A 26,695-nucleotide genomic window follows, 5' to 3' on the forward strand; every position below is an offset into this window, starting at 1 on the left:
AAAAGCGGAGCCCGAGAGCCCCGCTTTTTAAAATCATTTTCATAGCAAGAGCAATGAGATTTCCGGAATGTAGGTAACCATCAGCAGCACGGCGATCATCACCAGCAGATAAACCCAGACCGCTCTGGCCAGCCCACCGATGCTGACATGAGCAATACCACTGGCCACGAACAGGTTGACGCCCACCGGCGGGGTAATAAAGCCAATCGCCAGGTTCATGACCATCATTACCCCGAAATGAATCGGGTCTACCCCTACCGCTACGACCAGTGGCAACAGTATCGGCGTCAGAATCACAATGGCCGCCAGCGCTTCCATGAAAATACCTATCCAGAGCAGGAAGATATTGATCATGATAAGGATGACAAACTTGTTAGAGGTCAAAGCCAGAATGGACTCGGCGATGCTCTCGGGTATCTGCTCAATGGTCATGATATTGCCAAAAATGGTCGCCATCGCCATCAGCAATATGATGATGGAAGAAATTCCGGCCGCATCCTGCGCCGAGGACCAGAGGCTGTTAAAGGTCAGCTCCTTGTGGACGCAGAGCCCGACGAACAGTCCATACAGAGCGGCAACGGCGGCGGCTTCCGTCGGTGTCATGATGCCGCCATAAATACCACCCAGCACGATCACCGGCACCATCAGCGCCCATTTCGCCTGCCAGGCCGCGCTCATAAAGGTTTTCAGGGAGCGCTCCCGCACCTCGCCATACCAGCCGTTTTTCTTGGAGATCAGGTAGGCCACCACCATCAGGGCAACTCCCATGATCAGGCCGGGGATGATGCCGGCGATAAACAGCTTGCCAATCGACACCTGGGCCGATACCCCGTAGACCACAAAGGGGTTGCTGGGCGGAATGATCACCCCAATCGCCCCGGCACAGGCCACCACGGTCGCGGCAAAATACTTGTCATAACCCCGGGCTATCATGGCCGGTATGGTGATGGAGCCAATGGCGGCCACCGTGGCCGGACCCGAACCACTGATGGAGGCGAAGAAAATACAGGTCATGATGCTGGCCAGGGCCATGCCGCCGGGCAAGGCACCGACCAGTTCGTCCCCCAGGGCCAGCAGCCGCTTGGACAGGCCGCCCGCCCCCATAAAGACACCAGCTGCAATGAAGAAGGGAATGGCCATGATGGGGAAGGAATCTATCGATGAAAAGGCAATCTGCGCCAGATAATCCACCGGCAGAGTGCCGGCGCCCAGCACTGTGGTCAAACCGGCCAGACCCAGGGCAAAGGCAATGGGCACCCCCATCAGCAAGAACAGGATGAAATAGCCGAACAGCAGCAGGGAGGCATTCCATTCATCGGACAGCATCACGGGTGCAAACAGGACAGCCGGCGTCAGCAGGCCGATGCATACGTCCACAACACTCATGCCCCGGCACTGACGCCACAGGGACTGCAGGGTACGAATGGTCATCAGGCCGAAGCCGATAGGCAGTATCAGGTAGGGAATGTAATAGCCAATCTGCATGGCAGGTGTGGTCTGGGGCATGGCAAGCTGCATTTTCACATAATCCAGCCCCATAAAGGCAAACAGGAAAACCAGGATCAGCGTGCAGCTGTCGATCACTATCCACAGAATATTCTGATACCGCTGGGAAAGCCGATTATGAAGCACATCAACACGTATGCCGCTTCGCGAGATAATCGAGATCGAGACCGCCAGATAGGATATCCAGATAAAGATATAGCGGGCCAGCTCTTCGGTCCATACCCCCCAACCCACAATATCCTTGATGCCGGCACGCAATCCGTCAATATCCACCCATTCCCCGAACAGCTGTTCAAATTCGGGCGCACCTATCATGTTCAGCAAGGCAGAAATGGAATATCGGAAGAAGGTCTGGTAGTTGATGATGACGATCATCAACAGCAAGCCGACAAACAGGAAGGGCTTTTCAAAGTTTTTAATGATGGTTTCAAGATAAGAGGGACTTTTTTCTTTATCCAGCGCTCTATCCATCTTCAAGGTTTCCATACAACAGCTCCGGGATCAGAACCTAAAATAATATCCTCAGGCAGGAGCTCGGTGCTCCTGCCTGAGGACCAGCCAGTTCAAAACAACACCGGCTTACTGCTGGGTATCCTGAACCAACTTAACCAGCTCCGCAGGAAGCTTGGCGGCGAATTCGTCAAATACCGGCTTGGTTGCCTCGCGGTATTGGGCCATTTCTTCCTCGGTGGTTTCGTGAATGACAACGCCCGCCTCTATCATGCCCTGACGTGCTTTTTTCTGATCTTCCGGGTAGGCCACGGTGCGCTGATAGGTCACCGCTTCCTGGGACGCCTCATCGATCAACTGCTGCGCCTCTTCAGGCAGGCTATCCCACCATTTCTTGTTGGCCATCGCCACCTGCATGCCGTAGTTATGGGCCGAGGTGACCGCATACTTCAGATTTTCATGATGCTTGGCACCATACATCAGGTCGAAGGTGTTCCCTTCCGCATCTATGGTGCCCTGCTGCAGTGCGGTATAGACCTCACCCCAGGCAATGGGTGCCGGGTTGGCGCCCAGGGCCTTGGCGACGGCCACATCCACCGGTGAGTCCGTGGTGCGCATCTTCAGCCCGGAAAGAGATCCCGGGCCATTGAGCGGACGATCCTTGGAAACAAAATTCCGATAACCGTATTCCGCATACATGATGGGCTGCAGGCCGATGTCATTGGCGACCTTCTCAAGATAGCTATTCAGCGGAGCGCCTTTATCCAGTGCCCTGTAAAGATTTTCCTGGTACTTGGGACTGGTGATATAGGGCAGGTCAAACACCTGATAAAGCGGGGTAAAGCTGGCAAGGTTGGGGGTCGAACTGACGCCGATCTCCAGAGTTCCCCGCTGGGCGCCTTCGATCATCACCCTGTCACTACCCAGCACAGAGCCAGGAAACAGCTGTACCTTGATCCTGCCATCTGATTTTTCCTTCACCAGGTCGGCAAACTTTTTATAGGCCACGGTAATGTGGCTTCCGGGAGGAGCCGGATGAGCCAGCTTCATCTTGATCTTGGGGCCCGAGTAGTCGGCTACTGCTGCGGTGCTGACCGACATCGCCAGTACCACTGACGACAGAATAAACGGTTTGATCTTCATAGGTGACCTCTTCCTTGTCCTAACCATATAACTTAAAGAAACAGTTACACTAAAGCAACATTTGTAACTATAAGAATCAAAAAGCACCAATGTCAACTTAGATCCATATAATTTTGATACAAAATGAATCAAAATTATCATTTTGTAATAAAATCAATATCCTGAACCCCGGACCGTGCGCCCCACCGGCAGCCACCCCCCATGCAAGCCGGATCCTCCTACCCTTAAAACGGATAACCGCCCCAAAAAAACAACAAAAAACCAACAAAAAAAATCAAATTTCACTTGATATAAAAATCAATTTAACTATTTTGATACTATTCGTATCGTTTTTTATCGGGTGGATTATGCCTCAGTATCAAGATCAGGTTTTTGGTGAATTCGACTATATTGTTGTGGGTGCCGGCTCGGCAGGCTGTGTGCTGGCCAACCGGCTCACCGAGGATCCGGAGATCAGGGTGCTGCTGCTGGAGGCCGGCGGCCGGGACTGGAATCCCTGGATCCACATCCCCGTTGGCTACTTCAAGACCATGCATAATCCCGGCACCGACTGGTGTTATGTCACCGATCCCGATCAGGGCATCAATGGCCGGCAGCTGCAATGGCCGAGGGGCAAGGTGCTGGGCGGATCCAGCTCACTCAATGGCTTGTTGTATATCCGCGGCCAACATCAGGACTACGATGACTGGGCCGCCCTGGGCAACGAGGGCTGGAGCTACCGGGAAGTCCTGCCCTATTTCAAAAAGTCCGAATGCCAGTCCCGGGGCGCAGATGAATACCACGGAGTCGATGGCCCGCTGAAGGTCTCCGATCTGCGCCTGCGCAGGGAAATCGCCGATCGCTTTGTCGAAGCCGCGCAACAAATCGGCATCCCGGCCAACCCGGACGTCAATGGCGAAAAACAGGAAGGCGTCGGCTATTTTCAGCAAACCGCCTACAAGGGCCTGCGCTGCAGCAGCGCCAAAGCGTTCCTGCACCCGGCGCTGAAACGCCCCAACCTGACCCTGCTGACCCATGCCCATACCCGCCGCATCCTGCTGGAGGGCAAGCAGGCCACCGGCATCGAGTTTGAACACAAGGACAAGCGCCTGCTGGCCCGAGCAACCCGGGAAGTCGTGCTCAGTACCGGCGCCATCGGCTCGCCGCAAATCCTGCAGTGCTCAGGTATCGGTGAACCGGAGCACCTGACATCGGTGGGAGTAGAATGCCTGCATGCTTTGCCGGGGGTGGGAGAGAACCTTCAGGATCACCTGCAAATCCGCCTGGTGTTCAAGACCAGCTGCAAGACCCTCAACGACGAGGTCAACAACCCGGTGAAAAAGCTGGGGGTCGGCATGCAGTACGCCCTCTCCCGTACCGGGCCCTTGACCCTGGCCGCCAGCCAGGTGTGTATCTTTACCCAGTCACGGGAAGGGCTGGATCGGCCGGATATTCAATTCCATATGCAGCCACTTAGTGCCGATAAACCCGGTGAGGGCGTGCATCCCTTCTCCGCCTTTACCGCTTCCGTCTGCCAGCTGCGGCCCCATAGCCGCGGCAGCATCAAGATCCGCAGCGCCGATCCTCACGAGTATCCCTCTATCCAGGCCAATTATCTCTCTGAAGAGGAAGATCTGCGAGTGGCGGTCGATGCCATCAAAGTAGCCAGACGCATCGCCGAAGCCGATGCACTCAAGCCCGTGATCATCGATGAATATGTGCCCGGTCGCCAGTATCAGACCGACGAGCAACTACTTGATGCCGCCCGTCGCTTCAGTCAGACCATTTATCATCCGACCAGTACCTGCAAGATGGGGAATGACGACATGGCCGTGGTCGACAGCAGGCTGAGGGTACACGGCATCAAGGGGCTGCGCGTGGCCGACGCCTCCATCATGCCGCTGATCGTATCCGGAAATACCAATGCCCCCTCGATCATGATCGGTGAAAAATGCGCCGATATGATCAAGGAAGATCGCGCTCGGGGCTAAGGAGTATTGCGCATCAAGGACAAACCCGGGGCCGGGATGCCCGGCCCCGGGTAAACATGTGGATTTCTTGATCAATAACTGCGCTGTACGTCCACAGCGGCTTCTTCTATCGCTTCACCACCTTGCTGGATATCCTTACCCGCACCGGCAAAGGTGTTACAGCCGGCCAATGAACCCAGCAGGCCGAGGGCCATCAAGACGGCCAGTATTTTTCTCGTCATGGTCTTTTTCCTTCCGCAGCAATGAATCGATGTCAGTGAAAGTATAGGTTGAATTACGACACTCAAGATCCATTCGCCACCCCCTCCGACCCTTGTCGAGCTCCCATGTCATGAGATGTACACACTAAACCGCTATCATGGGGCAGGGATTATTATCAAGGGTATTCTATGCTTCAGGTTTTCTGGCAGTTCTTCAAGCTGGGCTGGATCAGTTTCGGTGGTCCGGCCGCCCATATCGGCTATTTTCAGCGACATTTTGTACAAAAACTCGGTTGGATAGAGCAAGCTCATTTTGCCTCGACCCTGACCCTGTGCCAGTTCCTGCCCGGTCCCGCCTCCAGCCAGCTGGGATTTGCCATCGGCTTCCAGCGTGCCGGGCTGCCCGGCGCCCTCGCGGCCTTTGTCGGCTTTACCCTGCCCTCTTTTGTGCTGATGCTGGCGCTGGCGCTGGCTGGACAGCATTACGCCAGTCAGCCGGCGGCACTGGCCATCGTGACCGGGCTCAAGCTGTTCGCGCTGGTGGTGGTGGCCGATGCGGTACTGACCATGGCCGGCCAATTCTGTCGTCAGCCCCTGACCCGGTGCCTGGCGGTGGTCACCGCGGCCACGCTCTGGCTGTTTCCCCAGCTGGCCGCCCAGTTTATCGCGCTGATTGCCGCCGGCCTGATCGGCGCCCGCTGGCTGGTGCCTCAGGGTTCACGCCCAAACACGGTGATAAAACCCAACTGGCCTTTCCTGCTGTTGTTCGCCGGGCTGTTGCTGCTGCCCCTGTTGGCCCTGAACGGCACCGCCGGGCTATTTGCCGATTTTTACCAGGCCGGCAGCCTGGTGTTCGGCGGCGGCCATGTGGTCCTGCCCCTGCTGCAGGGGCTGTTGGCCAACGAGCTGTCCCAGGAGGTCTTTCTCACCGGCTATGCGGCGGCCCAGGCCATGCCTGGCCCCATGTTTACCCTGGCCAGCTTTCTGGGGGCCCAGTTGGTACCGACACAACCGCTGATGGGGGCGCTGATCGCCACCTTCGGCGTATTTCTGCCCGGCTTCCTGCTGCTGCTGGCACTGCAAAACGGCTGGCAGGCGCTGGCCGGCCGACCGCGCATGGCCGGCGCCGTAACCGGAATTAACGCCGCCGTGGTGGGACTCTTGTTGGCGGCGCTGTACCAACCGGTATTTGTTAGCAGCGTCACCGCTCCCCCGGCACTGGCCGCCGCCGCACTGGGCCTGCTCGCCCTGCGGGTATTCAGGTTTCCGCTGCTGGTGCTGATCCCGGCCTTTATGCTGCTGGGGTTCTGGCTGTAGGCCTGTTCCCCTGGCCGAATACATTCGGCCCTATAACACCGCCTTGAAGGTTTTCAATCGCAGTGCGTTGCCCACCACAAACACGCTCGACATGGCCATGGCGCCGGCGGCCAGCATGGGAGACAACAGCAGACCAAAGGCGGGGTAAAGCACGCCGGCGGCCACCGGGATCAGGCACACATTGTAGGCAAAGGCCCAGAACAGGTTCTGGCGAATATTGCGCAGGGTAGCCTGGCTGATGGCCAGGGCGTTGGGCACAGCACGCAGATCACCGCTCATCAGTACCACATCCGCCGATTCGATGGCGATATCGGTGCCGGTGCCGATGGCCAGCCCGACATCGGCCTCGGCCAGCGCCGGTGCATCGTTGATACCGTCGCCGACAAAGGCCACGGCACCAAATCGCTCGCGCAACCGCTGCAATGCCTCGACCTTGGCGTCCGGCATCACCTCGGCCACCACTTCGTCGATACCCAGTCGGCGGGCGATGGCGTTGGCCGTACCACTGTTGTCGCCGGTGATCATCGCCACCTTCAGGCCCAATTCATGCAGGGCATCGATGGCCGCCGGGGTACCCTCCTTGATGGGATCGGCCACCGCCAGCACCACCGCCAGTTCGCCGTCGACGGCGGCATAGAGCGGACTCTTGCCTTCATTCGCCAGCACTTCCACCGCTTCCCTCAGGGCACCCAAGTCATGGCCCTGCTGCTGGAGATAGCGATCGGCACCGATCTCCACCCGCCGCCCCTGGACGGTGGCGCACACCCCCAGGCCGGTCAGGGTCTCAAACCCTTCGGGCTCGGCCAACGCCAGCGCCCGCTCCCTGGCCGCCCCGACAATGGCCTCGGCAATCGGATGCTCCGAGTGCTGTTCCACCGAGGCCACCAGCGTCAGTACTTCATCCTTATCGAAACCGGGCTGTACCTTGAAATCGGTCAGCTCCGGCTGCCCCCTGGTCAGGGTACCCGTCTTGTCCAGCGCGATGACCCTGGCATTACGCAGGCTCTGCAGTGCCTGGCCCTTGCGGAACAATACCCCCAGTTCGGCGGCCCGGCCGGTCCCCACCATGATCGAGGTGGGCGTCGCCAGCCCCATGGCACAGGGACAGGCAATGATCAGTACGGCAACGCCGTTGACCAGGGCGAAGGTCAGCGCCGGGTTTGGCCCCAGCCACAGCCAAATCAAAAAGGTCAGGGCCGCCACCGCCATCACCACCGGTACAAACACCGCCGTCACCTTGTCGACCAGTGCCTGGATCGGCAGCTTGGCCCCCTGGGCCTGTTCCACCATTCGGATAATCTGGGCCAGCAGGGTATCACCGCCCACCTTGGTCGCCTCGAAGCTCAGGGCGCCATTTTTATTGATGGTGCCACCGACTACCCCGTCTCCCGCTTCCTTGGCCACAGGTACCGGCTCCCCGGTGAGCATGGACTCGTCCACGTAGGAGCTGCCCTCCTGCACGGTACCGTCCACCGGTATCCGCTCGCCGGGGCGCACCAGCACCAGGTCGCCGACCTGAACCTGGGCCAACGGCAGCTCCAACGTTTCTCCTTTACGCCTGACCCGGGCGGTCTTTACCTGCAGACTCAGCAGCCGCTGGATGGCCTCGCCGGTGCGGCCCTTGGCCCTGGCCTCCAGGTAGCGGCCCAGCAGGATCAGGGTGACAATCACCGCCGCCGCCTCGAAATATACCTGCCGGGTTCCCTCCGGCAGCCAGCCGCCGGCAAAGGTCGCCACCACCGAATACCCCCAGGCTGCCAGGCTGCCCAGCGCCACCAGCGAGTTCATATCGGGGGCCGCCCGCAACAGAGAGGGCAAGCCGTGCCTCAGGAAACGCAGCCCGGGTCCGAACAACACCAGTGTGGTCAGCACAAACTGGATGCCCCAGTTCAGCGGCTGCCCCAGGGTGGCCAGGATCCATTGATGCATGCCCGGTATGAAGTGCGCGCCCATTTCCAGCACGAATACCGGCAGTGTCAGCGCGGCCGACAGCCAGAACGCCCGCTTGAGCCGCAGCCGTTCCTGCTCCCTACGTACATTGTCATCATCATGGTCGCGTCCGGCCGACAAGGGGGCGGCATCGTAGCCCGCATCACGCACCACGGCGACCAGCCGGCCGTCATCCAGGTTGCCGGCCAAGGCCTCTATCATGGCGGTTTCGGCCGCCAAATTGACGCTGGCCGAGATCACCCCGGGCTGCTGCCGCAACGCCTTTTCCACCCGTCCGACACAGGAGGCACAGCTCATGCCGATAATCGACAGCTCAAACTGCTCGGTACGGGTCTGGTAGCCGGCCCGCTCGACCGCCTCGCTCAACACACTGGCCGGGGTATCGGCGGCCAGGCTTACCTCGGCTTTTTCGGTAGCCAGATTCACCCTGGCCTCGAGTACGCCCGGCGCCTTCTGCAGTGCCTGCTCCACCCTGCTGACACAAGAGGCGCAGCTCATCCCCGAGATCGGCAGCTGCACGTCGAGGTCCGGCGCCTTTCCGGCTGCATCGGCGTTGCTAGAGGTCAATGACGTCATGGTGTTATCCCCGTGATGAATGTCTGACTATCACCTTAAGGCTTGCCATCATGGGAAGGTCAAGCGCTCCAACACTATTTTTTGGCGGACTTGCCGGGTACTGGCGAGGCCGGGGCTGACAGCTGTTCGAGAATGGCGCAGTAGGACTGTTCGTCGCCCGGACAGGCGGCAATCATCCGCTGCAGGGTGACTTGCATCGAGGCCAGCTCGCGCATCTTGTTTTCCACCTCTTGCAGGTGTTGCTGGGCGACCCGCTTGACCTCCCGGCTGGGGCGGTGAGGGTCCTGCCACAGGGTCAGCAGTTCGTCTATCTGGCGGATAGAGAAGCCGAGTAGCCGGGACTGACGGATAAACCTGAGCACTTCTATGTTCCGCTCGTCATATTGACGATAACCGGCATCGGTACGACCGGCCGGCTTCAACAACGCAATCTGTTCGTAGTGACGGATCATCTTGGCCGATACCCCGGCCTGTTTCGCGGCTTCACCTATATTCATCAATAGCTGCGCGGGAAACCCCGTCCTTTTAGGGCGGGGAGGGATAGCACGGCGGCGTCAGCCGCCCCTGTTCCCGCTCCTCCTTTAAACTGGCTATCTATACAGTGTTTTACTAAGCTAAGCGCATGACGAAACGCGCCTACAAATATCGCTTTTACCCCACCCCCGAACAATCTGAGCTATTAGCCCGGACCTTCGGTTGTGTGCGTTTTGTCTATAACTCGGTACTGCATTGGCGTACCGAAGCCTTCAATCAGCGCCAAGAAAAAATCGGTTACATTCAGGCCAACGCCCGGCTGACCGCCCTCAAGAAAAAGCCTGAACTGGCGTTTTTGTCCGAGGTGTCCTGCGTTCCCTTGCAGCAATGCCTGCGCCATCAGCAAACCGCATTCAAAAACTTCTTTGAGGGCCGTGCCAGGTACCCAGTCTTTAAAAGCAGAAAGCGCCGTCAGTCGATAGAGCTGACCCGCTCGGCGTTCAAGTACCGGGACGGCAAGCTGTTTCTCGCCAAGTCGAAAACCCCGCTGGCTATTCGCTGGAGCCGACCGCTTCCCGGCGAGCCCAGCACCATTACCGTTTCCAGGGATCCGGCAGGCCGCTACTTTGTCAGCTGCCAGTGCGAATTCGAGGCCCGGACGTTGCCCGTCACCCCCAATATGGCCGGCATTGACCTGGGTCTGAAAGACCTGTTTATCACCGACCAGGGTGAACGGATCGGCAATCCCCGCCATACCGCGAAATACGCCGCCAGGCTGGCGTTGGCACAGCGCCGGCTGAGCAAGAAAAAGCTCGGCTCGGCCAACCGCGCCAAGGCCCGGCAGAAGGTGGCGAAACTTCACGCCAACATCTCCGATTGCCGGCTGGACAACTTGCACAAGCTGTCCCGCAGATTGATTAACGAGAACCAAGTGATCTGCGTCGAATCCCTGACCGTGAAAAACATGATCCGCAACCGAAAGCTGAGCAAAGCCATTGCCGATGTTGGCTGGGGCGAATTTGTGCGCCAGTTGGTGTACAAGGCGGAATGGGCCGGGCGTTCACTGGTCGCCATTGACCAGTGGTTCCCCAGCTCAAAACGCTGCTCGGGTTGCGGACACACCCTTTCGTCGCTGCCGTTGTCGGTCAGGACATGGGACTGTCCCGAATGCGGGGCCAGCCACGACCGTGACATTAACGCCGCGACCAACATTAAAGCCGCCGGGCTGGCGGTGTTAGCCCTTGGAGAGAATGTAAGCGGCATGGGGTCAGTCTCCGTGTCCGGTTTTCGATGAATTGGGAATCCCCTTCCTTTAGGGAGGGGAGCAGTCAACTCTGCCTCCCGGAGCAAGAAAAACCCGGCACTGCGCCGGGCGCTGGACAATTATGCAGGCCGATAACCTGCTTCACTCAATGCCTCGACCAGCTCCTCCCGAGAGCAATGACTTTCCACCCTGATGGTATGGCCGGGCAGATCGAACTCCAGCTCACAGGCCGGATCCAGCTCCGTCAGTGCCTTGTTAATCACACCGACACAGTGGCCGCAGGTCATCTCGGGCAGGGTAAAACTGATCATCATGCTTTCCTCATTGGTGGTTTGGTCCCACTACTATCAACCTTACCACCATGGTAGGGTCAAGTGTTTTTTGCCTTTCCACTACTATCTTCATGATGCAAATCGGCGACTAGCTGCGGGAAGAGGTGAATGTAGCGGAATGAGTCGTGCTCCCACCCGCAATGGCCTGGATGACCCGCATCCGGCCGCAAGCACACCCTACGATTTGGTAACTCTCGATCTGATGAAGGCTTCGAGCCCAGACTGATCCGCCCCTCAGAGACATGGGCTACACCCTGGATGCCCCCGAATAAAAATAAAAAAGGCGGGCACAAGGCCCGCCAAGGATGTGATGACTCGACGTTACTCACACTGTCTGGATCAATTCCGCCAGTGACGCTTCCAGCAGATCCAGACCTTCATTGACCAACTCCAACGGAGAGGTCAAGGGCGGCAAGAAGCGAATTACGTTGCCCCGTACCCCACAGGACAACATCAATACTCCCTTCTCGATACCCTTGGCGACAAGTGCCTTGGTCAGTTCGGCATTGGGCTGATCAACATCCCCATCGTTGACCAGTTCCATCGCCACCATGGCACCCAGGTTGCGCACATGCCCAATGTGCGCGGGGTACTTGGCTTGCAGCGCAGACAAACGGCGGTTCATCAGCTCGCCGATGGCCAGTGCCTGCTGACAAAGCTGTTCTTCTTCGATCACTTTCAGCACTTCCAGCGCCGCCGCACAGGCCAGCGGGAAGGCCGCATAGGTCCCACCCAGGCCGCCCGGATTGGCCGCATCCATAATGTCGGCCTTGCCGACCACCGCCGCCAGCGGGAAACCGCCGGCAATGCCCTTGGCCATGGTCATCATATCCGGCTCGATACCGGCGTATTCGGTAGCGAACATCTTGCCGGTACGCCCGAATCCGGTCTGGATTTCGTCACAGATCATCAAGATGCCATGCTGGTCACACAGCTCGCGCAGGGCCTGCAGGAATTCGGCTGGCGCCTGGTAGAAACCACCCTCACCCTGTACCGGCTCGATGATGATGGCCGCGACCCGACCCGGCTCGATATCGCAATGGAACAGCTCATCCAACGCCTTCAGCGACTGAGCCATAGTCACACCATGGTACTCATTCGGGAATGGAAGATGATAGATCTCGCCGGGGAAAGGACCGAAACCCGCCTTGTAGGGCGCCACCTTGCCGGTCAGGCCCATGGCCATGTTGGTACGACCGTGGAAGCCGCCGTTGAAGGCGATGATACCGGAGCGCTTGGTATGGGCGCGGGCAATCTTGACCGCGTTTTCCACCGCTTCGGCCCCTGTGGTCACGAAGACGGCCTTTTTGCGGCTATCGCCGGGAGCCAGCTCGACCAGCTTTTCGGCCAATTCCACCACGTTCTCATAGGGAGTGACCATGGCACAGGTGTGGCTGAAGCGCTCCAGCTGCTCGGCCACCGCCGCCTTGATGCGCGGATGAGAGTGACCGGTATTGACCACGGCGATGCCGGCGGCGAAGTCGATAAAACGACGGCCTTCTACATCCCAGATTTCGTTATTAACGGCGCGGTCAACATACACGGCGGCCATATTGCCCATACCACGGGCAAAGACGGCATCTTTGCGCTGTTGCAGATCTTGGTTCTTGCTCATCGTCTTGTCTCCTGAATAATCCTGCTCAGCGGATGCCGCCCATGCACAGGTATTTGGTTTCCATGTAATCTTCCAGACCCTGAGAGGATCCCTCCCGACCCAAACCGGATTCCTTGACCCCGCCGAAGGGAGCGATTTCGTTGGAAAGAATGCCCTCGTTGATGCCGATCATGCCGTATTCAAGCCCCTCGGCGATTTTCCAGATGCGGCTGTGGCTCTCGGTAAAGAAGTAGGCGGCCAGTCCGTAGGGCGTGTCGTTGGCGATGGCGATGGCCTCGGCATCATCCTTGAAGCGGATCACCGGGGCCACCGGACCGAAGATCTCCTGCCGGGCGATCTCCATGTCCTGGGTTACACCGGTCAGTATAGTCGGGGCAAAGAACAGTTCACCCGCCGGATGGCGACGGCCGCCGGTCACCAGTTCGGCGCCCTGGGTCTGCGCTGTGTCGACCATGGCCGCGATCTTGTCGATCGCCGCCTTGTTGATCACCGGGCCCAGGGTGGTGGTATCAATCAGGCCATTGCCGACCACCAACTGCTCTACCGCTTCCTTGAAACGGGCTACGAAGGCATCGTGAATACCATCCTGCACCAGGATACGGTTGGCACAAACGCAGGTCTGACCGGCGTTACGGAACTTGGAGATCACGGCACCGGCCACTGCTGCATCCAGATCCGCATCGTCGAACACGATAAAGGGCGCGTTGCCGCCCAGCTCAAGGCTGAGTTTCTTCACGGTATCGGCACTCTGGCCATAGAGCAATTTGCCAACCCGGGTGGAACCGGTGAACGACAGCTTGCGGACCCGACTGTCATCGGTCATTTCCTTGCCCACCACCGCAGCCTTGGTGGAGGTAATCATGTTGATAACGCCCGCAGGAATACCGGCCTGCTCGGCCAGGGCCATCAGCGCCAGGGCGGAGAAAGGGGTTTCTTCGGAAGGCTTGACCACTATGGTACAGCCGGCGGCCAGGGCCGGGGCTATCTTGCGGGTGATCATGGCGTTGGGGAAGTTCCAGGGGGTGATCGCCGCCACCACACCGATGGGCTGCTGAACGCTCAGTGCACGCTTGTCGGCGGTGGGTGCGGCAAAGACCTTACCGTAGGCACGCTTGCTTTCTTCGGCATACCACTCGATATAGGAAGCACCGTACAGCACCTCACCCAGGGTTTCGAACAGGGGCTTGCCCTGCTCCAGGGTCATCAGCCGGGCCAGATCTTCCTTGTGCTCCAGGATCAAATCGTTCCAGCGGCGCAGCAGGCGGGCCCGCTCCTTGGGTGCCAGCTCACGCCAGCCGACCAGCGCCTGGCTGGCCGCATCGATGGCGGCGCGGGTCTCGTTGATGCCCATGTCCGGCACCTGTCCCAGGGTTTCGCCGGTGGCGGGATTGGTGACACTGATGGTGGCGCCGTTTTCGGCCGCGCACCACTGACCGTTAATGTAACCGGACTGCTTGATTAGACTGCTGTTCACTGAAGAGATGCTCATTCGGACTCCGCCCTCGGTGTTGATTCATCCTTGCCCGGGGCCACCGGGCTGGCATATCGGCCTTGACCCGGCACGAATTCACCACAGCATCCGGCATAAGTCCGGGAGGGTGCCGTTCGTTACCGACATTGGCCATACTTTGATTGCATGTTAGCCTTGTGTTTAAAGTCTTATAAATGATGACGTATCAACATTCACATTGAAGAATCTCAAACTATGAGTCAAACAAGCAGACCCGTGCTGGGACAAATCGGTGACTATGAGATCCGCCTGCTCAAACTGTTCAAGACGGTAGTGGAGTGCGGCGGGTTTTCCGCGGCGGAAACCGAGCTCAATATCAGCCGTTCCACCATCAGCGTGCATATGGCCAACCTGGAAAACCGGCTCAAGCTGAAACTGTGCCGACGCGGCCGCTCGGGTTTTGCCCTAACCGACGATGGCGTGGTGATCTACGAATCGGCCAAGCGGCTGTTCTCTCGGCTGGAAGAGTTCCGTTATACGGTCAACGAACTGCATGAACAGCTCAGCGGCGAACTGAAGATAGTGTCCAGCGATAACATTTGGCTGGAAGATGAATTCCCCATGGCAGATATCTTTGCTTCCCTGGGAGAACTAGCGCCGGATGTGAATGTCAGTGTCGACGTTGCCCACATGGGCGAAATCGAGCGCCGGGTACTCAGCGAAGATGCCGACATCGGCTTTATCCACTACCACAGGGATCTGGAAGGACTGGATTATCATCACCTGTACCAGGTGCATTGCTTCCTGTATTGCAGTGATCGCCACCCCCTATTCGAGGAAAGGGAGTCCGATGCCCTCCTCGCCAGGCTGGGTGATTACAAGTTTATTCATCCGGGTATCTATACTAACCCCGAAGCCAGCGCCCAGGTGCAGGGCTTTAACATCGCCGGTCGGGCCTACCACTACGAGCCCAGGGCCGCCTTGATTCTGTCAGGGCAATATATCGGTTTCCTGCCGGAAAGCTTCGCCCGCCGCTGGGTGGAAAGCGGTCGTTTGAAGGCCCTGCTACCCGAGCAGAAAAACCATTACCTGGGCATTTCCGCCATCACCCGCAGCCATGGTCGCCAGAGCCGGCTGAAGGGACTGTTCCTGCAATTGCTGTACGATCACCTGCAAGCCGCGCCCTGAGTCCGGATTTCGGGCCGGCTCCGCTGCGTGACTCGCCTCACAGAATAGCAAACCAATATGCTGAGTTTTTGCATAATGATAGTTTTTACTGCTGCTATCACTTAGTTTTCCGCTGTTTGTTTGACATTGGTCAAACCAAACATGAATGATTATGTATTTAACCCCTTTTGAGACTGGCGCAGACTGACATCGCCCAAAAGGGTACCCAATACAAAATACCGACTTTGAGTTCGACTCAAGGCTGATGGAATGTGATAACACAAGGGACTACAACATGACTCATATCTGGAGCTCCGCCCGTACTAAAATTGCCGCCTCTCTGATTGCCGTTGCCGGCATGGGCGCCACCATGGAAGCCATGGCTGCCGATGTGACCTGGCGCTTCACCAACCTGTACTCCCGCGGCACCGCCTTCGGCGATGTCTACCAGTCTTTTGCCGACAAGATAGAAGCCGACTCCAACGGCCGCATGAAAATCAACATGCTCTATGCCGGTGAAGGCGTCGATACCAATGGCATCATAGGTGCCACCAAGTCAGGTCTGCTCGACATGGCCGCCCCCTTCCAGCCCATGCATGCCGGCGAAATCCCCTTCGGCGTGGTTGAAGTCGGCCTGCCCGGTACCAGCGGTACCCTTGAAGAGTTGAACGCCCAGTTTTATGACAAAGGCTGGTCCGAAGTGCTGACCGAAGCCTATGATCGCCACGGTCTGGTGTGGCTGGATCCCTATTTTCAGCCTGGCGTCTATGTCATCACCAAGACCAAGATAGAATCCATTGAAGACTTCAAGGGCTTGAAAATCCGTGCTCCTGGCGCCTATGGCCGCTTCTTCCGTGAGCTGGGCGCATCTCCGGTCAACATGGCCTGGGGCGAAGTCTATACCAGCCTGGCCACCGGCGTTATCGACGGTACCATAGGTTCCAACCTGATCGATCACCGTGACGGCAACTTTGCCGAAGTGGCCAAGTTTATGTACCCGCTGCCGGTGTCCAGCGCCCAGGCCCTGCCCGTTCTGGTAAACAAGAACGCCTGGAACAAGCTGCCCGACGACTTGAAGCAGGTAGTACGTGATGCCGCCAAGTGGCACGCCAAGGAACAGGCAGAGAAGTCCGCCCTGTGGGAACAGGAAGCCGTGGCCGACATGCAAAAAATCGGCATGGTCTGGAGCCCCGAGGCCTCCGACGCAGACAAGGCCCAGTGGCAGCAGGCGGCCGAAGCCGTTTGGGCTCACTATGGTAAAACCGACAAATACAGCTCTCGTCTCGTAGAACTGATGAAGTAAACCCCTTCCAATGATATAGCCCCGCCCCGCGGCGGGGCTGCTGTTTTCATTCCATGGATGCATAATGAAAAAACTACTTTGTTTATGGTGTAAAGGGACCGCACTGCTAGTGTCGACCGTCGGTCATACCATCGCCCTGGCCCTTCCCCTGCTGGCGGCAACCCTTGCCTTTGAAGTGTTTTCCCGTTACGTACTCAACAGCCCGACCATGTGGGCCTACGACGTGTCGCTGTTTCTATTCGGTTATATCGGTGCCTTGTGCGGCGCCAGCGGCCAGCTTAAAAAGGCGCACATCAACGTCGATATCCTCTACCTGTCGGTATCACAGCGAACCAAAAATATCTTCGATCTGGTATCCAATACCCTGGGCGGCTTCTTTTTAATCATAGTGGCCAGTAAAAGCTGGGAAAAAGCGCTGGAGGCCATCGATTTTGGTTATACCCGCCAGTCCGAATGGGGTCCTTCCATCGGCCATTTCTGGGTGATGGTGACCGCCGCCGCCCTGCTGTTTCTGCTGCAGTTGTCCAGTGATATGTTGAAAGACGCCTGGCAGCTGATCACCGGTGAATCCCTGCTGTCCGAGGATGATGAATAATGAGTATCGAGTTGTTGACCGGCCTGCTGCTGCTGGGCGTACTGGTTTCCTTTGCACTGGGCGCCCAGGTAGGCCTGGCTCTGGGCGGCATAGCCATGCTGATCGGCTACGCCACCTGGGGTGAGGGTATTTTCAACATAGTGCCCACCACCATAGAGAGCACCCTGTTCAGCTTTGTACTGCTGGCGATTCCGCTCTATATCTACATGGGCCAGCTGCTGACCCGCTCCGGTATCGGCGATGCCATGTTCAAGGCCAGCCAGTTGGTGATTGGCCGCATTCGCGGCTCGCTGGCGATCAGCGTCATCGGCGTCTGCTCCATGATCGGCGCCATGGTCGGCATTATCGGTGCCGGCATTATGACCTCCGGCAGTATTGCCCTGCGCCCTATGCTGGAACGAGGTTACGATAAAAAGCTGGCACTCGGTGTCATCATGGCCGGCGGGGGGCTGGGCATACTGATCCCGCCCAGCATCCCTATGATATTGTTCAGCTCCACCACCCAGACCTCGGTCGGCAAGATGTTCGTCGCCGCCCTGGTGCCGGCACTGATCTCCATCACCGTCATGGTGCTCTATGTGGTGATCTCCTGTAAACGGAACCCCGAGCGCGCGCCCGTCGGCCATGCTCTGGACGTGCCCCAAAACGCTCGCGAGCGCTTCATTACCCTGCGCGACGGCTTCATGGCGCTGGCCCTGATCGTACTGGTGCTCGGCAGCATCATCACCGGTATTGCCACACCCACCGAGTCCGGCGCCATTGGCGTGGTCGGTGCCCTGTTGCTGGCCCTGATGTACAAACGTTTCAAACTCAAGATGATGAAGCGTTCCGGCGTAGAAACCGCTTTGCTGGTCAGCGTGGCCATCTGGATAGTGCTCGGTGCCTCTGTGTTCAGCAACTTCCACCTGCTGATGGGCGTACAGGGCATGGTGGCCGATTTTGCTGCCGGGCTGGACCTGCCCCCCATCATGATCATCCTGATGATGCAGGTCATCATGTTGCTGCTCGGCTTTATCATCGACGAGATGATCATCGTGCTGATCTGTGCGCCCCTGTTCACTCCTATCGCCATCAGCCTGGGCTACGATCCTATCTGGTTCGGTATCCTGATGATCCTGAACATAGAGATTGCAGTACAGACACCGCCTTATGGCTTTGCGTTGTTCTACCTGAAAGGCATAGCGCCTCCGGGGGTGACCATGATGGATATCTACAAGTCGGTGTTGCCGTTTGTCATGCTCAAACTGGGCGTCTTGATCCTGTGCATGCTGGTACCGGAAATAGTGACCTGGCTTCCAAACAAACTGATGGGATAACGGACCATGTTTTCACAAATATTGTTACCACTGGACTTTGAGCACCAGCAACTGTATCCCAAGGTGATGAAGGCAGCACTCAAGCTATGCCATCCCGCCGGCAAGATCAACCTGCTCTATGTCAACTCGGCGCGCATCCATCATGCGGCTGCGCCGCTGCTGTCCAATGAGCTGCTCGATAAGCTGGACGCCGCCATGAAGCAGCAACTACAGGCGTTTATGGATAAGGAAATCCCCGTGGCTCAGCAGGGTCGGTTATGGCTGAAACGCGGCGTGGTGTACGACACCATTCTGGCTCAGGCCAAGAAGCAGCAGACCGATCTGATCGTCATGCCCGCTTCCCGGCCAGGAGCGGAAACCTACCTGCTGGGCTCAAACTCATCCCGAGTGGTCAGACACGCGGACTGTGCTGTACTGGTGATCCGTTAGCACTGTTCGATAACCGTGCCTGCAGCAGGCCCTGCTTCGATAGCGGACAGCTGCAGGCGCATTTGCTCCCTTCCCCCATCCCACCGAGCAAGTCAGCGCGGCTTGCGCCACAGCTGCTCCATGGTCAATGCCAGCAGGGTGCCTGCCAGCAGGCCATTGCCCAGCAAATACTGAGCCAGCCCGGGCAGGTGCCGGTACAGCCCGGCCGGTAGAAACATGCACCCCACGCCCAGCAGCAGCGACACGCCGATGATGGTGCTGGCGCGATTGTCCAGCGGCTGCTTGTTTAATAGCGTAAACGCCAGGCTGACCAGTTTGACGAAGGTCGCCAGCAACGCCGCATTCGCCACCGGCGCCGGCAATAACGCCAACAGGCTGACCAAGGCCGGAAACAGCGAGATCAGCGCCAGCAACACACACGCCAGCATAAAGGGTCCCCGCCGCCGATCACCGGTCAGTTGGACAAAGCCGGCAGTTACCGGCAAAGGCACAACGGCGATGGTTGAACCGGCACCGGCCAGGAAATGGCTAACCCCCGACACCCAGCTGCTGCGGTTGATAACCCGAGCGGTATCGACCTGGTCCCCGCTGACCACGGTACTCATCGCCGAAATGGCGGCAATCTGATTGGAAAACAGCAACAGCGAAAACAGCCCGGCCACGATCAGCATACCGCTGTCCAGCTCGGGCACTCCCCATGCAAAGGGCATGGGAATATGCAGCCCACCCGCTACCGGGTCAGGCGCCGGTGCCATCAGTTCGAACAGATAAAATCCCCCCCAGCCAACGACGATACCGACCAGCACGGCGTAGGTTCTCAGCAGGGTGTAACGGCTGAACGAGCAGAGCAGCACCCCGAGAAACACCAGTAGAGCCAGCAGCAATACCCCACCCGACATCAGCCCGCTGCGGGGATCCGTCACCATGCCCCGCATGAAAACGCCGGCCAACTGAATGACCAGGAGCAGGATGAAACAGCCCGTTACCAGCGGGGTAAAGAGAAACAGCAGCCTGTGCACCTGCCGGACCAGACCGAGCACCAGCATGATCCCACCGGCGACCAGTACGCCCCCCTCCAGCAGCTGCAGGGTCATGGTGGCACTGTGTCCCTGGGCCGCGCCCAGCTGAGCCATGACCACGAAGACGATGGCCCAGGATCCGGCCGGACCATCGGCAATCGGATATCGGTGCCCGAGCCAGGCCTGCAGCAACGAGCTCAGGCCGACCACCAGTAGGGTGCGCTGCATCAGGCCGGCAATTTCCGCGCCGCTCATGCCGAATGCCTGCCCCAGTACAATCGGTAGTGCCAGCGCATTGGCCAGCAGAAAGATAAACCACTGGCTAACACTCAGTCCCCATCCCAAATGAGCCTTCATTGCATGTCCTTAGTTGAATATCAGCAGTGAGTCGGATCACCGAACCCGGCAGTACCGCCGTCTGCACCGGATGCCGGTTCAACCCGGAGTAGGTAGTGGGTTAAATCACCGCCGGGCCAGGCCCGGCACAGGGTGTCATACAGAAGCCGTGCCATTGGGTTCGATGGGCCGCCACGCGCCACAGGAAGAAACTGTAAAACACAGGATTCAAACCATTGGTAAAAATACTAACATAAATTGTTAGCAATATATTTATCTATCTTACGATGATTGAATGATGAAAAGTAAAACCTTGGAACAGGGCCTAGAATGCCCCCGCATTTCGGCATATTCCCTCTCGATGGAAATCGCCGAAAAGTACTCCGCCGGATACCTGCTGGGGGTCAGCTATCCGGCGGAGCCTCATATATGGGTCTGCGGTGCGGTAAGTTTGAGGCAGATCTCGCCTTTGCAGCACAGTAAAATCAGCAACTTAACGGGCGTCGTTTTCCTTGGTCAGCAACTTGCCGTCGAGGGCTTCCAGGATCGAGCAGTGCTCGGCGCTTTCCATACCGCCGCAGCAGGCATCGGATAACTGTTTCAATGAACGACGGAACTGCTCCAGTTCGGCGATTTTTTCTTCCACTTCGTGCAACTTGCCGTCGGCCACCGCCTTGACCTCCATGCAGTGCGCCTCGGACTTGCCGACCCGCAGTGACAGCAGCTCTTCTACGTCTTTCAGGGAAAAGCCCACCCGCTTGCAGCGTAAAATAAAATGCAGTCGGCGCTTGTCTTCTTCCGTGTACAGGCGATATCCGGACGGGCTCCGCAGGCCGGGGGTAAACAGACCTTCCTTTTCATAGAAACGCAGGGTATCAGCCTTAACGCCAAAGTGTTTAGCCAGCTCACCAATACGATACATAAGGGACTCCGTTAGGTATTCTTGTTTACACATTAAACTTCTTGACACCAAGACAAATAGTCAAACAAGCAGCCGTAGAATACTGTATAATGCGCCGCCTCTGTTCTGGTACTCCAGGCGGTTTGGTAAAGTCCGCAGCCTCTGCGGACTTTACCAAACCCCCCTATTGTTGACCGTTAAAGGAACGAGATCCCATGGAAACAGCTCGACCCATTCGCCGTGCTCTGCTGAGCGTGTCCGATAAACAAGGCATCCTCGAGTTCGCTCAGGCACTGCATGCCCGTGGCGTGGAACTGCTGTCCACCGGCGGCACCGCCCGGCTGCTTGCCGAGCAAGGACTGCCCGTCACCGAAGTATCCGATTATACCGGATTTCCCGAGATGATGGACGGCCGGGTCAAGACCCTGCACCCCAAGGTACACGGCGGTATCCTGGGTCGCCGTGGCAAGGACGATGCGATCATGTCCGAGCACGGTATCCAGCCCATCGACATGGTGGTGGTCAACCTGTATCCGTTCGCCAATACCGTTGCCAAACCCGACTGCACCCTCGAAGATGCCATCGAGAATATCGATATCGGCGGCCCGACCATGGTGCGCGCCGCGGCCAAAAACCACAACGATGTCGCTATTGTGGTGAACAGCGGCGATTATCCCAAGCTGCTGGCAGAGCTGGATGCCAACAACGGCAGCCTGACCCAGGCCACCCGCTTCAGCCTGGCCATCGCCGCCTTCGAGCATACCGCCCAGTATGACGGCATGATCGCCAACTATTTCGGCACCATGGTACCCGCCTATTGCGAGAGCCCTGCCGACTCCAAATTCCCGCGCACCATCAACTATCAGTTCACCAAGAAGCAGGATCTGCGCTACGGCGAAAACAGCCACCAGAGCGCCGCCTTCTACGTGGAAAACCAGATTGATGAAGCCTCGGTTGCCACCGCGCGCCAGCTGCAGGGCAAGGAGCTGTCTTACAACAATATTGCCGACACCGACGCTGCCCTGGAATGCGTGAAGGAATTCGACGCACCGGCCTGTGTGATCGTCAAACACGCCAACCCCTGCGGTGTAGCCCTCGGCGGCGATATCCTGGAAGCCTACAACCGCGCCTACCAGACCGACCCGACCTCTGCCTTCGGCGGCATCATCGCCTTTAACCGCGAGCTGGATGAAACCACCGCCCGCGCCATCATCGAGCGTCAGTTCGTGGAAGTGATCATCGCACCGAGCATCTCCGACGCCGCCAAGGCCGCCGTTGCCGACAAGAAAAACGTGCGTCTGCTGGAATGCGGCCAGTGGCAGCAAGCCACCCAGGGCCTGGATATCAAGCGGGTCAACGGCGGTATCCTGGTACAAGACAGAGACCAGGGAATGGTCGGCCTGGATGACCTGAAAGTGGTCAGCAAGCGCCAGCCGACCGAAGAAGAGCTGCAAGACCTGCTGTTCTGCTGGAAAGTGGCCAAATATGTCAAATCCAACGCCATCGTCTACGCTAAAGACGGCCAGACCATAGGCGTCGGTGCCGGACAGATGAGCCGAGTGTATTCCGCCAAGATCGCCGGCATCAAGGCCGCGGATGAAGGCCTGACCGTGGCCGGTTCGGTGATGGCATCCGATGCCTTCTTCCCGTTCCGCGACGGCATCGACGCGGCCGCGGCCGCCGGCATCAGCTGCGTGATCCAGCCCGGCGGCTCCATGCGTGACGAAGAAGTGATCCAGGCGGCCGATGAGCACGGCATGACCATGGTCTTCACCGGCATGCGTCATTTCCGTCACTAACAGGAGTCGGCCTGAAGGATAACGTAGTCGAATATCCGGCGGCCCTCGGGATGAGGTAGCCTCACGCCGACACGCCGTGAACCCATCCCTGGGGCCGCGGCGGCGCCACCCATGGCGCCAATGGTCGGCTTAGAGGCTCCCCCATCCCTCTAGCTGTATACCGTGGCCGTCTGCAGGCATTATCCGACAGTGCCGATGCTGATCGAGAGCAAAGGGAGCGACTCCGCCGACCTTCCGTTTCAGGGATGAAACGGAGAGCGTACATGGGGCGAGCATGCTCGCCGTGACGAGTTGTTTCAGCCTGACCGAACATCCAGTAAATGTTCGCAGCAGGCTGAAACGACGAGTATCATGTCCCATAGCGTGTCGGCAGAGTCATCCCTTTGGTCGACTCTCAGCCTCCTCCGTTTTTGCGTTAACAGTTTAAGGAACAGACCATGAAGGTATTGGTTATCGGCGGCGGTGGTCGCGAACATGCACTGGCCTGGAAAGCCGCCCAGTCACCCAAGGTAAGTCAGGTGTTTGTAGCACCGGGCAACGCCGGCACCGAGCTGGAACCCAGCCTCACCAATGTGGCCATTGCCGCCACCGACATCCACGATCTGCTGGCCTTTGCCAAAAAAGAACAGATCGGCCTGACCATAGTGGGCCCCGAAGCCCCGCTGGTAGCCGGTGTGGTCGATGCCTTCGAAGCCGAAGGCCTGACCATCTTCGGCCCGAGCAAGGCCGCCGCCCAGCTGGAAGGCTCCAAGGCCTTTACCAAGGACTTCCTTGCCCGGCAGCAGATCCCCACCGCCGATTATCAGAACTTTACCCAGGTCGAACCGGCGCTGGCATATCTGCGGGAAAAAGGCGCCCCCATCGTGGTCAAAGCCGATGGCCTGGCCGCCGGCAAGGGGGTCATCGTCGCCATGACCCTGGAAGAAGCGGAAGCGGCGGTACGCGACATGCTGGCCGGCAATGCCTTCGGCGACGCCGGCAGCCGGGTGGTGATCGAGGAGTTCCTCGACGGCGAGGAAGCGTCCTTTATCGTGATGGTCGACGGCGAGCATGTGCTGGCCATGGCCACCAGCCAGGATCACAAGCGGGTCGGCGACGGTGATACGGGTCCCAACACCGGCGGCATGGGCGCCTACAGCCCGGCTCCGGTGGTCACCCCCGAAGTCCATCAGCGCATCATGGAGCAGGTGATCATGCCGACCGTGCAAGGCATGGCGGAAGAAGGCCATGTGTACAAGGGCTTCCTCTATGCGGGCCTGATGGTAAGCCCCGAAGGTCAGCCCAAGGTGATCGAGTTCAACTGCCGCTTCGGCGATCCGGAAACTCAGCCGATCATGCTGCGCCTGCAGTCCGATCTGGTCGAGCTCTGCCTGGCCGGCTGCAACGGTACCCTGGACAAGATGACCGCCGACTTCGACCCGCGTGCCAGCGTGGGCGTGGTACTGGCGGCGGGCGGTTATCCCGGCCACTACCGGCAGGGCGACACCATCTCCGGCATTCCCGCCGAAACCGAAGGAGCCAAGGTGTTTCACGCTGGCAGCAAATTCAAGGACGGCGAACTGCTGACCTCCGGTGGACGGGTACTGTGCGCCACCGCCTTGGGCAACACCGTGACCGAGGCCCAGCAAAACGCCTACGCCGTAACCCAGCAGATCAACTGGGATGGGGTCTTCTATCGCAACGATATCGCCTACCGCGCCATCGAACGCGAGCAGCAGAAATAACCGCTATCAGCGGTAAGCAATCAGACACAAAGAGGGGCCAATCATGGCCCCTCTTTACTTCCAGGCTTTCGACGTCTCCTGGGCACCGGCCTTGGCATTCCCGCGCAGAGCACAGGATCAAGAAGCATCGAGCATCATGTGTTCACGGCGAGTCGGCGGAGCCGGCCTTCCGGCTGCTATTTTATAACCACTCCCTCAGCTGCAGGCAGGGGCCCTCCGAGAGCCAGCCGCTCTGTTCCGGTGTTCGTTCAACGCTGGTGGTCAGCACCAGCCGCTCGGCCTCCGCCACCGCCAGCCAGCGTGCCTTGTCCAGCGACCATTCCCGGTTGTTGCTGCCGGGCCTGCCCAGCAGCAGCCAGTTGCCGTCCCTGCCCTGGGCCCACAACGCCATCGGCTGTTCGGTCCAATGCTCCCCTTCAATCCCCAGGCGCACCACCCCTGGCTTAAGCCGGGTCACATTGACCACCCACTGGACCGACTCGACCGGCCCATTCAACGCCGCAATATAATGGGGGCCGGGCGGTAATGCCGGTGCTTGCCACAACCAGAGGCTGACCGCCAGCAACAGGCCGGCAGCCAGGGCAAACAATGAACGCCACAGCTTCATCTGGGATTGCTGGCTTGGTCCCCACAGCCGCTGCTCTATGCCCGACCAAACCGCGGCGGCTGGCTGCACCGCCGTGCCCTCGGACAGGGGGTGGAGACGCTCCTGCCAGTCCCGGATCGCCAGCGCCAGGGCGGGAACCCGCCGGCTCAATGTCCGACAACGTCGGCGGACCCTGAACGTCTGCACCCCCAGCACATAACGCTGGGCCAGGTGCCCCACGATCGACGGATGTTGATATCTTAACGGCACAGACATGTTTTTAACCTCTCCAGCCCCCGCTTCAGCCAGGATTTCACCGTGCCTAACGGCGCTCCCAGGTGACTGCTGAGCTCTTCGTGGGTCAGGCCATGGCGATAGCATAGCTCCAGAGCCTGACGGCTTTCACCGCCCAGCTGCGCCAGGCAGTGTTGCAACCTGGGATGTCGCGATGGCAGGACCATCTCGGCGTCCGGCTCCAGCTCGGCGAGCTGTTGCAGCAGTACCCGCCTGCGCCCCTGCTGGCGCAGCTGATCCAGCGCCAGATGCCGGAACAGGCTGAACAGCCAGGCCTGTGCCGAGCCCTGGCCGGGATCGAACAGTTCAGCCTTATGCCAGAGCTTGACAAAGCCTTCTTGCAGCAGGTCCTCCGCCTGGGCCCGGTCTTGTGTCAACCGCAGCAATACCCCCAGCAGATTTGGAGCCTGGGCCCGATACAACTGCGCCAGCGCGGACTTTTCCCCCCGGCCGATTGCGACCAGTAACTCGGTGATCTCTGCTCCACTCACGTTTTTATCAGCCATTTTTATATAAAACGCCCGCCCCCCGAAAAAAGATGCATCCATCTACGAGCTTCATGCGTATTTATCCTGAACCCTACACTTCAAGGAAAAGAACAGATGATGAAAAAAGCATTGCTTGGTTTAACCCTGACTTTCAGCCTGCACGCCCTGGCGGCCCCGGTACTGGTAGCCAACAGCCAGGATGGCGACATCCTCACTAACGAAGCGGGAATGAGCTTATATGTGTTCGACAAGGATGCCCAGGGGATAAGCAACTGTAATGATCAGTGCGCCGCCAACTGGCCACCTCTGGCCGCCGGTGTCGATGACCGGGCCGAAGGCAATTATGGCATTGTTGCCCGGGCCGATGGCAGCCTGCAATGGAGCTACAAGGGTCAGCCATTGTATTTGTGGGTGAAAGACCAAACGGCTGGCGATACCACGGGGGACGGCGTTAAAGATGTCTGGCATCTGGCCCGTCCATAAAAATAAAG

At 58.6% G+C, this 26,695-nt stretch carries 23 protein-coding genes; 11 read left to right on the forward strand and 12 right to left on the reverse strand.

The genetic code is table 11. The annotated features are described in order from the left end of the window. Positions 1–39: 39 nt before the first annotated feature. Both DCS96_RS09885 and DCS96_RS09890 read right to left on the reverse strand, forming a co-directional pair. Complete coding sequence (locus DCS96_RS09885) at positions 40–1,992, reverse strand: TRAP transporter large permease (protein ID WP_198649990.1); 1,953 nt, start codon at positions 1,990–1,992, stop codon at positions 40–42. Positions 1,993–2,085: 93 nt separating this feature from the next. Beyond that, on the reverse strand, positions 2,086–3,099 hold the full coding sequence (locus DCS96_RS09890) for a TRAP transporter substrate-binding protein (protein WP_116474103.1): 1,014 nt from the start codon (positions 3,097–3,099) through the stop codon (positions 2,086–2,088). Positions 3,100–3,446: 347 nt separating this feature from the next. Here DCS96_RS09890 and DCS96_RS09895 point away from each other — a divergent pair, with 347 nt between their 5' ends. Beyond that, positions 3,447–5,069 carry a GMC family oxidoreductase gene (locus DCS96_RS09895; RefSeq protein ID WP_116474104.1) on the forward strand — a complete coding sequence of 541 codons (1,623 nt, stop codon included), beginning with the start codon at positions 3,447–3,449 and terminating at the stop codon, positions 5,067–5,069. A gap of 71 nt (positions 5,070–5,140) precedes the next feature. Here the strand turns inward: DCS96_RS09895 and DCS96_RS09900 are convergent, their stop codons facing one another. Next, complete coding sequence (locus DCS96_RS09900) at positions 5,141–5,290, reverse strand: entericidin A/B family lipoprotein (protein ID WP_116474105.1); 150 nt, start codon at positions 5,288–5,290, stop codon at positions 5,141–5,143. Between the two features lie 168 nt (positions 5,291–5,458). On the opposite strand from DCS96_RS09900, the gene chrA reads away from it, so the two are divergent. Beyond that, positions 5,459–6,586, forward strand: coding sequence for a chromate efflux transporter (gene chrA / locus DCS96_RS09905; RefSeq protein WP_116474106.1), 1,128 nt, complete (start codon positions 5,459–5,461; stop codon positions 6,584–6,586). A 30-nt stretch (positions 6,587–6,616) separates the two neighbouring features. On the opposite strand, the gene DCS96_RS09910 is transcribed toward chrA, so the two are convergent. Together DCS96_RS09910 and cueR are read right to left on the reverse strand one after the other, a co-directional pair. Next, the gene (locus DCS96_RS09910) at positions 6,617–9,112 is read right to left on the reverse strand and encodes a heavy metal translocating P-type ATPase (protein ID WP_116474107.1); all 2,496 of its coding nucleotides are present in this window, start codon (positions 9,110–9,112) and stop codon (positions 6,617–6,619) included. A gap of 74 nt (positions 9,113–9,186) precedes the next feature. Beyond that, the gene (gene cueR, locus DCS96_RS09915; protein WP_116474108.1) at positions 9,187–9,609 is read right to left on the reverse strand and encodes a Cu(I)-responsive transcriptional regulator; all 423 of its coding nucleotides are present in this window, start codon (positions 9,607–9,609) and stop codon (positions 9,187–9,189) included. 125 nt (positions 9,610–9,734) lie between these two features. Here cueR and DCS96_RS09920 point away from each other — a divergent pair, with 125 nt between their 5' ends. Then, the gene (locus DCS96_RS09920; protein WP_116474109.1) at positions 9,735–10,880 is read left to right on the forward strand and encodes an RNA-guided endonuclease InsQ/TnpB family protein; all 1,146 of its coding nucleotides are present in this window, start codon (positions 9,735–9,737) and stop codon (positions 10,878–10,880) included. A gap of 89 nt (positions 10,881–10,969) precedes the next feature. Here the strand turns inward: DCS96_RS09920 and DCS96_RS09925 are convergent, their stop codons facing one another. The 3 genes from DCS96_RS09925 to DCS96_RS09935 form a co-directional block, all read right to left on the reverse strand. Beyond that, complete coding sequence (locus DCS96_RS09925) at positions 10,970–11,164, reverse strand: heavy-metal-associated domain-containing protein (protein ID WP_232818218.1); 195 nt, start codon at positions 11,162–11,164, stop codon at positions 10,970–10,972. Positions 11,165–11,507: 343 nt separating this feature from the next. Then, entirely contained in the window at positions 11,508–12,797 is a 1,290-nt protein-coding gene (gabT, locus tag DCS96_RS09930; protein WP_116474110.1) for a 4-aminobutyrate--2-oxoglutarate transaminase, read from the reverse strand. Positions 12,798–12,822: 25 nt separating this feature from the next. Continuing rightward, positions 12,823–14,286 carry an NAD-dependent succinate-semialdehyde dehydrogenase gene (locus DCS96_RS09935; protein WP_116474111.1) on the reverse strand — a complete coding sequence of 488 codons (1,464 nt, stop codon included), beginning with the start codon at positions 14,284–14,286 and terminating at the stop codon, positions 12,823–12,825. A gap of 216 nt (positions 14,287–14,502) precedes the next feature. Between DCS96_RS09935 and DCS96_RS09940 the strand changes: the two genes are divergently transcribed. The 5 genes from DCS96_RS09940 (at position 14,503) to DCS96_RS09960 (ending at position 19,057) form a co-directional block, all read left to right on the forward strand. After that, positions 14,503–15,435, forward strand: coding sequence for a LysR family transcriptional regulator (locus DCS96_RS09940; protein ID WP_116474112.1), 933 nt, complete (start codon positions 14,503–14,505; stop codon positions 15,433–15,435). A gap of 274 nt (positions 15,436–15,709) precedes the next feature. Continuing rightward, positions 15,710–16,717: a TRAP transporter substrate-binding protein DctP gene (dctP, locus tag DCS96_RS09945; RefSeq protein ID WP_116474113.1), complete on the forward strand. Its 1,008-nt coding sequence runs from the start codon at positions 15,710–15,712 to the stop codon at positions 16,715–16,717. Between the two features lie 64 nt (positions 16,718–16,781). Beyond that, complete coding sequence (locus DCS96_RS09950; RefSeq protein ID WP_116474114.1) at positions 16,782–17,312, forward strand: TRAP transporter small permease subunit; 531 nt, start codon at positions 16,782–16,784, stop codon at positions 17,310–17,312. Then, positions 17,312–18,628, forward strand: a complete 1,317-nt coding sequence (locus DCS96_RS09955; RefSeq protein ID WP_116474115.1) for a TRAP transporter large permease — start codon at positions 17,312–17,314, stop codon at positions 18,626–18,628. The genes DCS96_RS09950 and DCS96_RS09955 overlap by 1 nt, the downstream gene beginning before the upstream one ends. A gap of 6 nt (positions 18,629–18,634) precedes the next feature. Beyond that, positions 18,635–19,057, forward strand: a complete 423-nt coding sequence (locus tag DCS96_RS09960; RefSeq protein ID WP_116474116.1) for a universal stress protein — start codon at positions 18,635–18,637, stop codon at positions 19,055–19,057. A 92-nt stretch (positions 19,058–19,149) separates the two neighbouring features. On the opposite strand, the gene DCS96_RS09965 is transcribed toward DCS96_RS09960, so the two are convergent. Further along, the gene (locus tag DCS96_RS09965) at positions 19,150–20,433 is read right to left on the reverse strand and encodes a purine/pyrimidine permease (protein WP_116474117.1); all 1,284 of its coding nucleotides are present in this window, start codon (positions 20,431–20,433) and stop codon (positions 19,150–19,152) included. Between the two features lie 472 nt (positions 20,434–20,905). After that, the gene (zntR, locus tag DCS96_RS09970) at positions 20,906–21,334 is read right to left on the reverse strand and encodes a Zn(2+)-responsive transcriptional regulator (protein ID WP_116474118.1); all 429 of its coding nucleotides are present in this window, start codon (positions 21,332–21,334) and stop codon (positions 20,906–20,908) included. 194 nt (positions 21,335–21,528) lie between these two features. Between zntR and purH the strand changes: the two genes are divergently transcribed. Both purH and purD read left to right on the forward strand, forming a co-directional pair. Continuing rightward, positions 21,529–23,112, forward strand: coding sequence for a bifunctional phosphoribosylaminoimidazolecarboxamide formyltransferase/IMP cyclohydrolase (gene purH / locus DCS96_RS09975; protein ID WP_116474119.1), 1,584 nt, complete (start codon positions 21,529–21,531; stop codon positions 23,110–23,112). A gap of 437 nt (positions 23,113–23,549) precedes the next feature. Continuing rightward, positions 23,550–24,836: a phosphoribosylamine--glycine ligase gene (gene purD, locus DCS96_RS09980; RefSeq protein ID WP_116474120.1), complete on the forward strand. Its 1,287-nt coding sequence runs from the start codon at positions 23,550–23,552 to the stop codon at positions 24,834–24,836. A gap of 181 nt (positions 24,837–25,017) precedes the next feature. On the opposite strand, the gene DCS96_RS09985 is transcribed toward purD, so the two are convergent. Together DCS96_RS09985 and DCS96_RS09990 are read right to left on the reverse strand one after the other, a co-directional pair. Next, positions 25,018–25,698: a hypothetical protein gene (locus DCS96_RS09985; protein ID WP_157953616.1), complete on the reverse strand. Its 681-nt coding sequence runs from the start codon at positions 25,696–25,698 to the stop codon at positions 25,018–25,020. Next, positions 25,683–26,222: an RNA polymerase sigma factor gene (locus tag DCS96_RS09990; protein WP_157953617.1), complete on the reverse strand. Its 540-nt coding sequence runs from the start codon at positions 26,220–26,222 to the stop codon at positions 25,683–25,685. Before DCS96_RS09990 ends, DCS96_RS09985 begins: the two co-directional genes overlap by 16 nt. Positions 26,223–26,318: 96 nt before the next feature. Between DCS96_RS09990 and DCS96_RS09995 the strand changes: the two genes are divergently transcribed. After that, positions 26,319–26,687, forward strand: a complete 369-nt coding sequence (locus tag DCS96_RS09995) for a COG4315 family predicted lipoprotein (RefSeq protein ID WP_116474123.1) — start codon at positions 26,319–26,321, stop codon at positions 26,685–26,687. The last annotated feature ends 8 nt before the right edge of the window (positions 26,688–26,695 follow it).

It is taken from the genome of Zobellella maritima, from assembly GCF_003075035.1.
GTDB classification, from domain to species: Bacteria; Pseudomonadota; Gammaproteobacteria; order Enterobacterales; family Aeromonadaceae; genus Oceanimonas; species Oceanimonas maritima.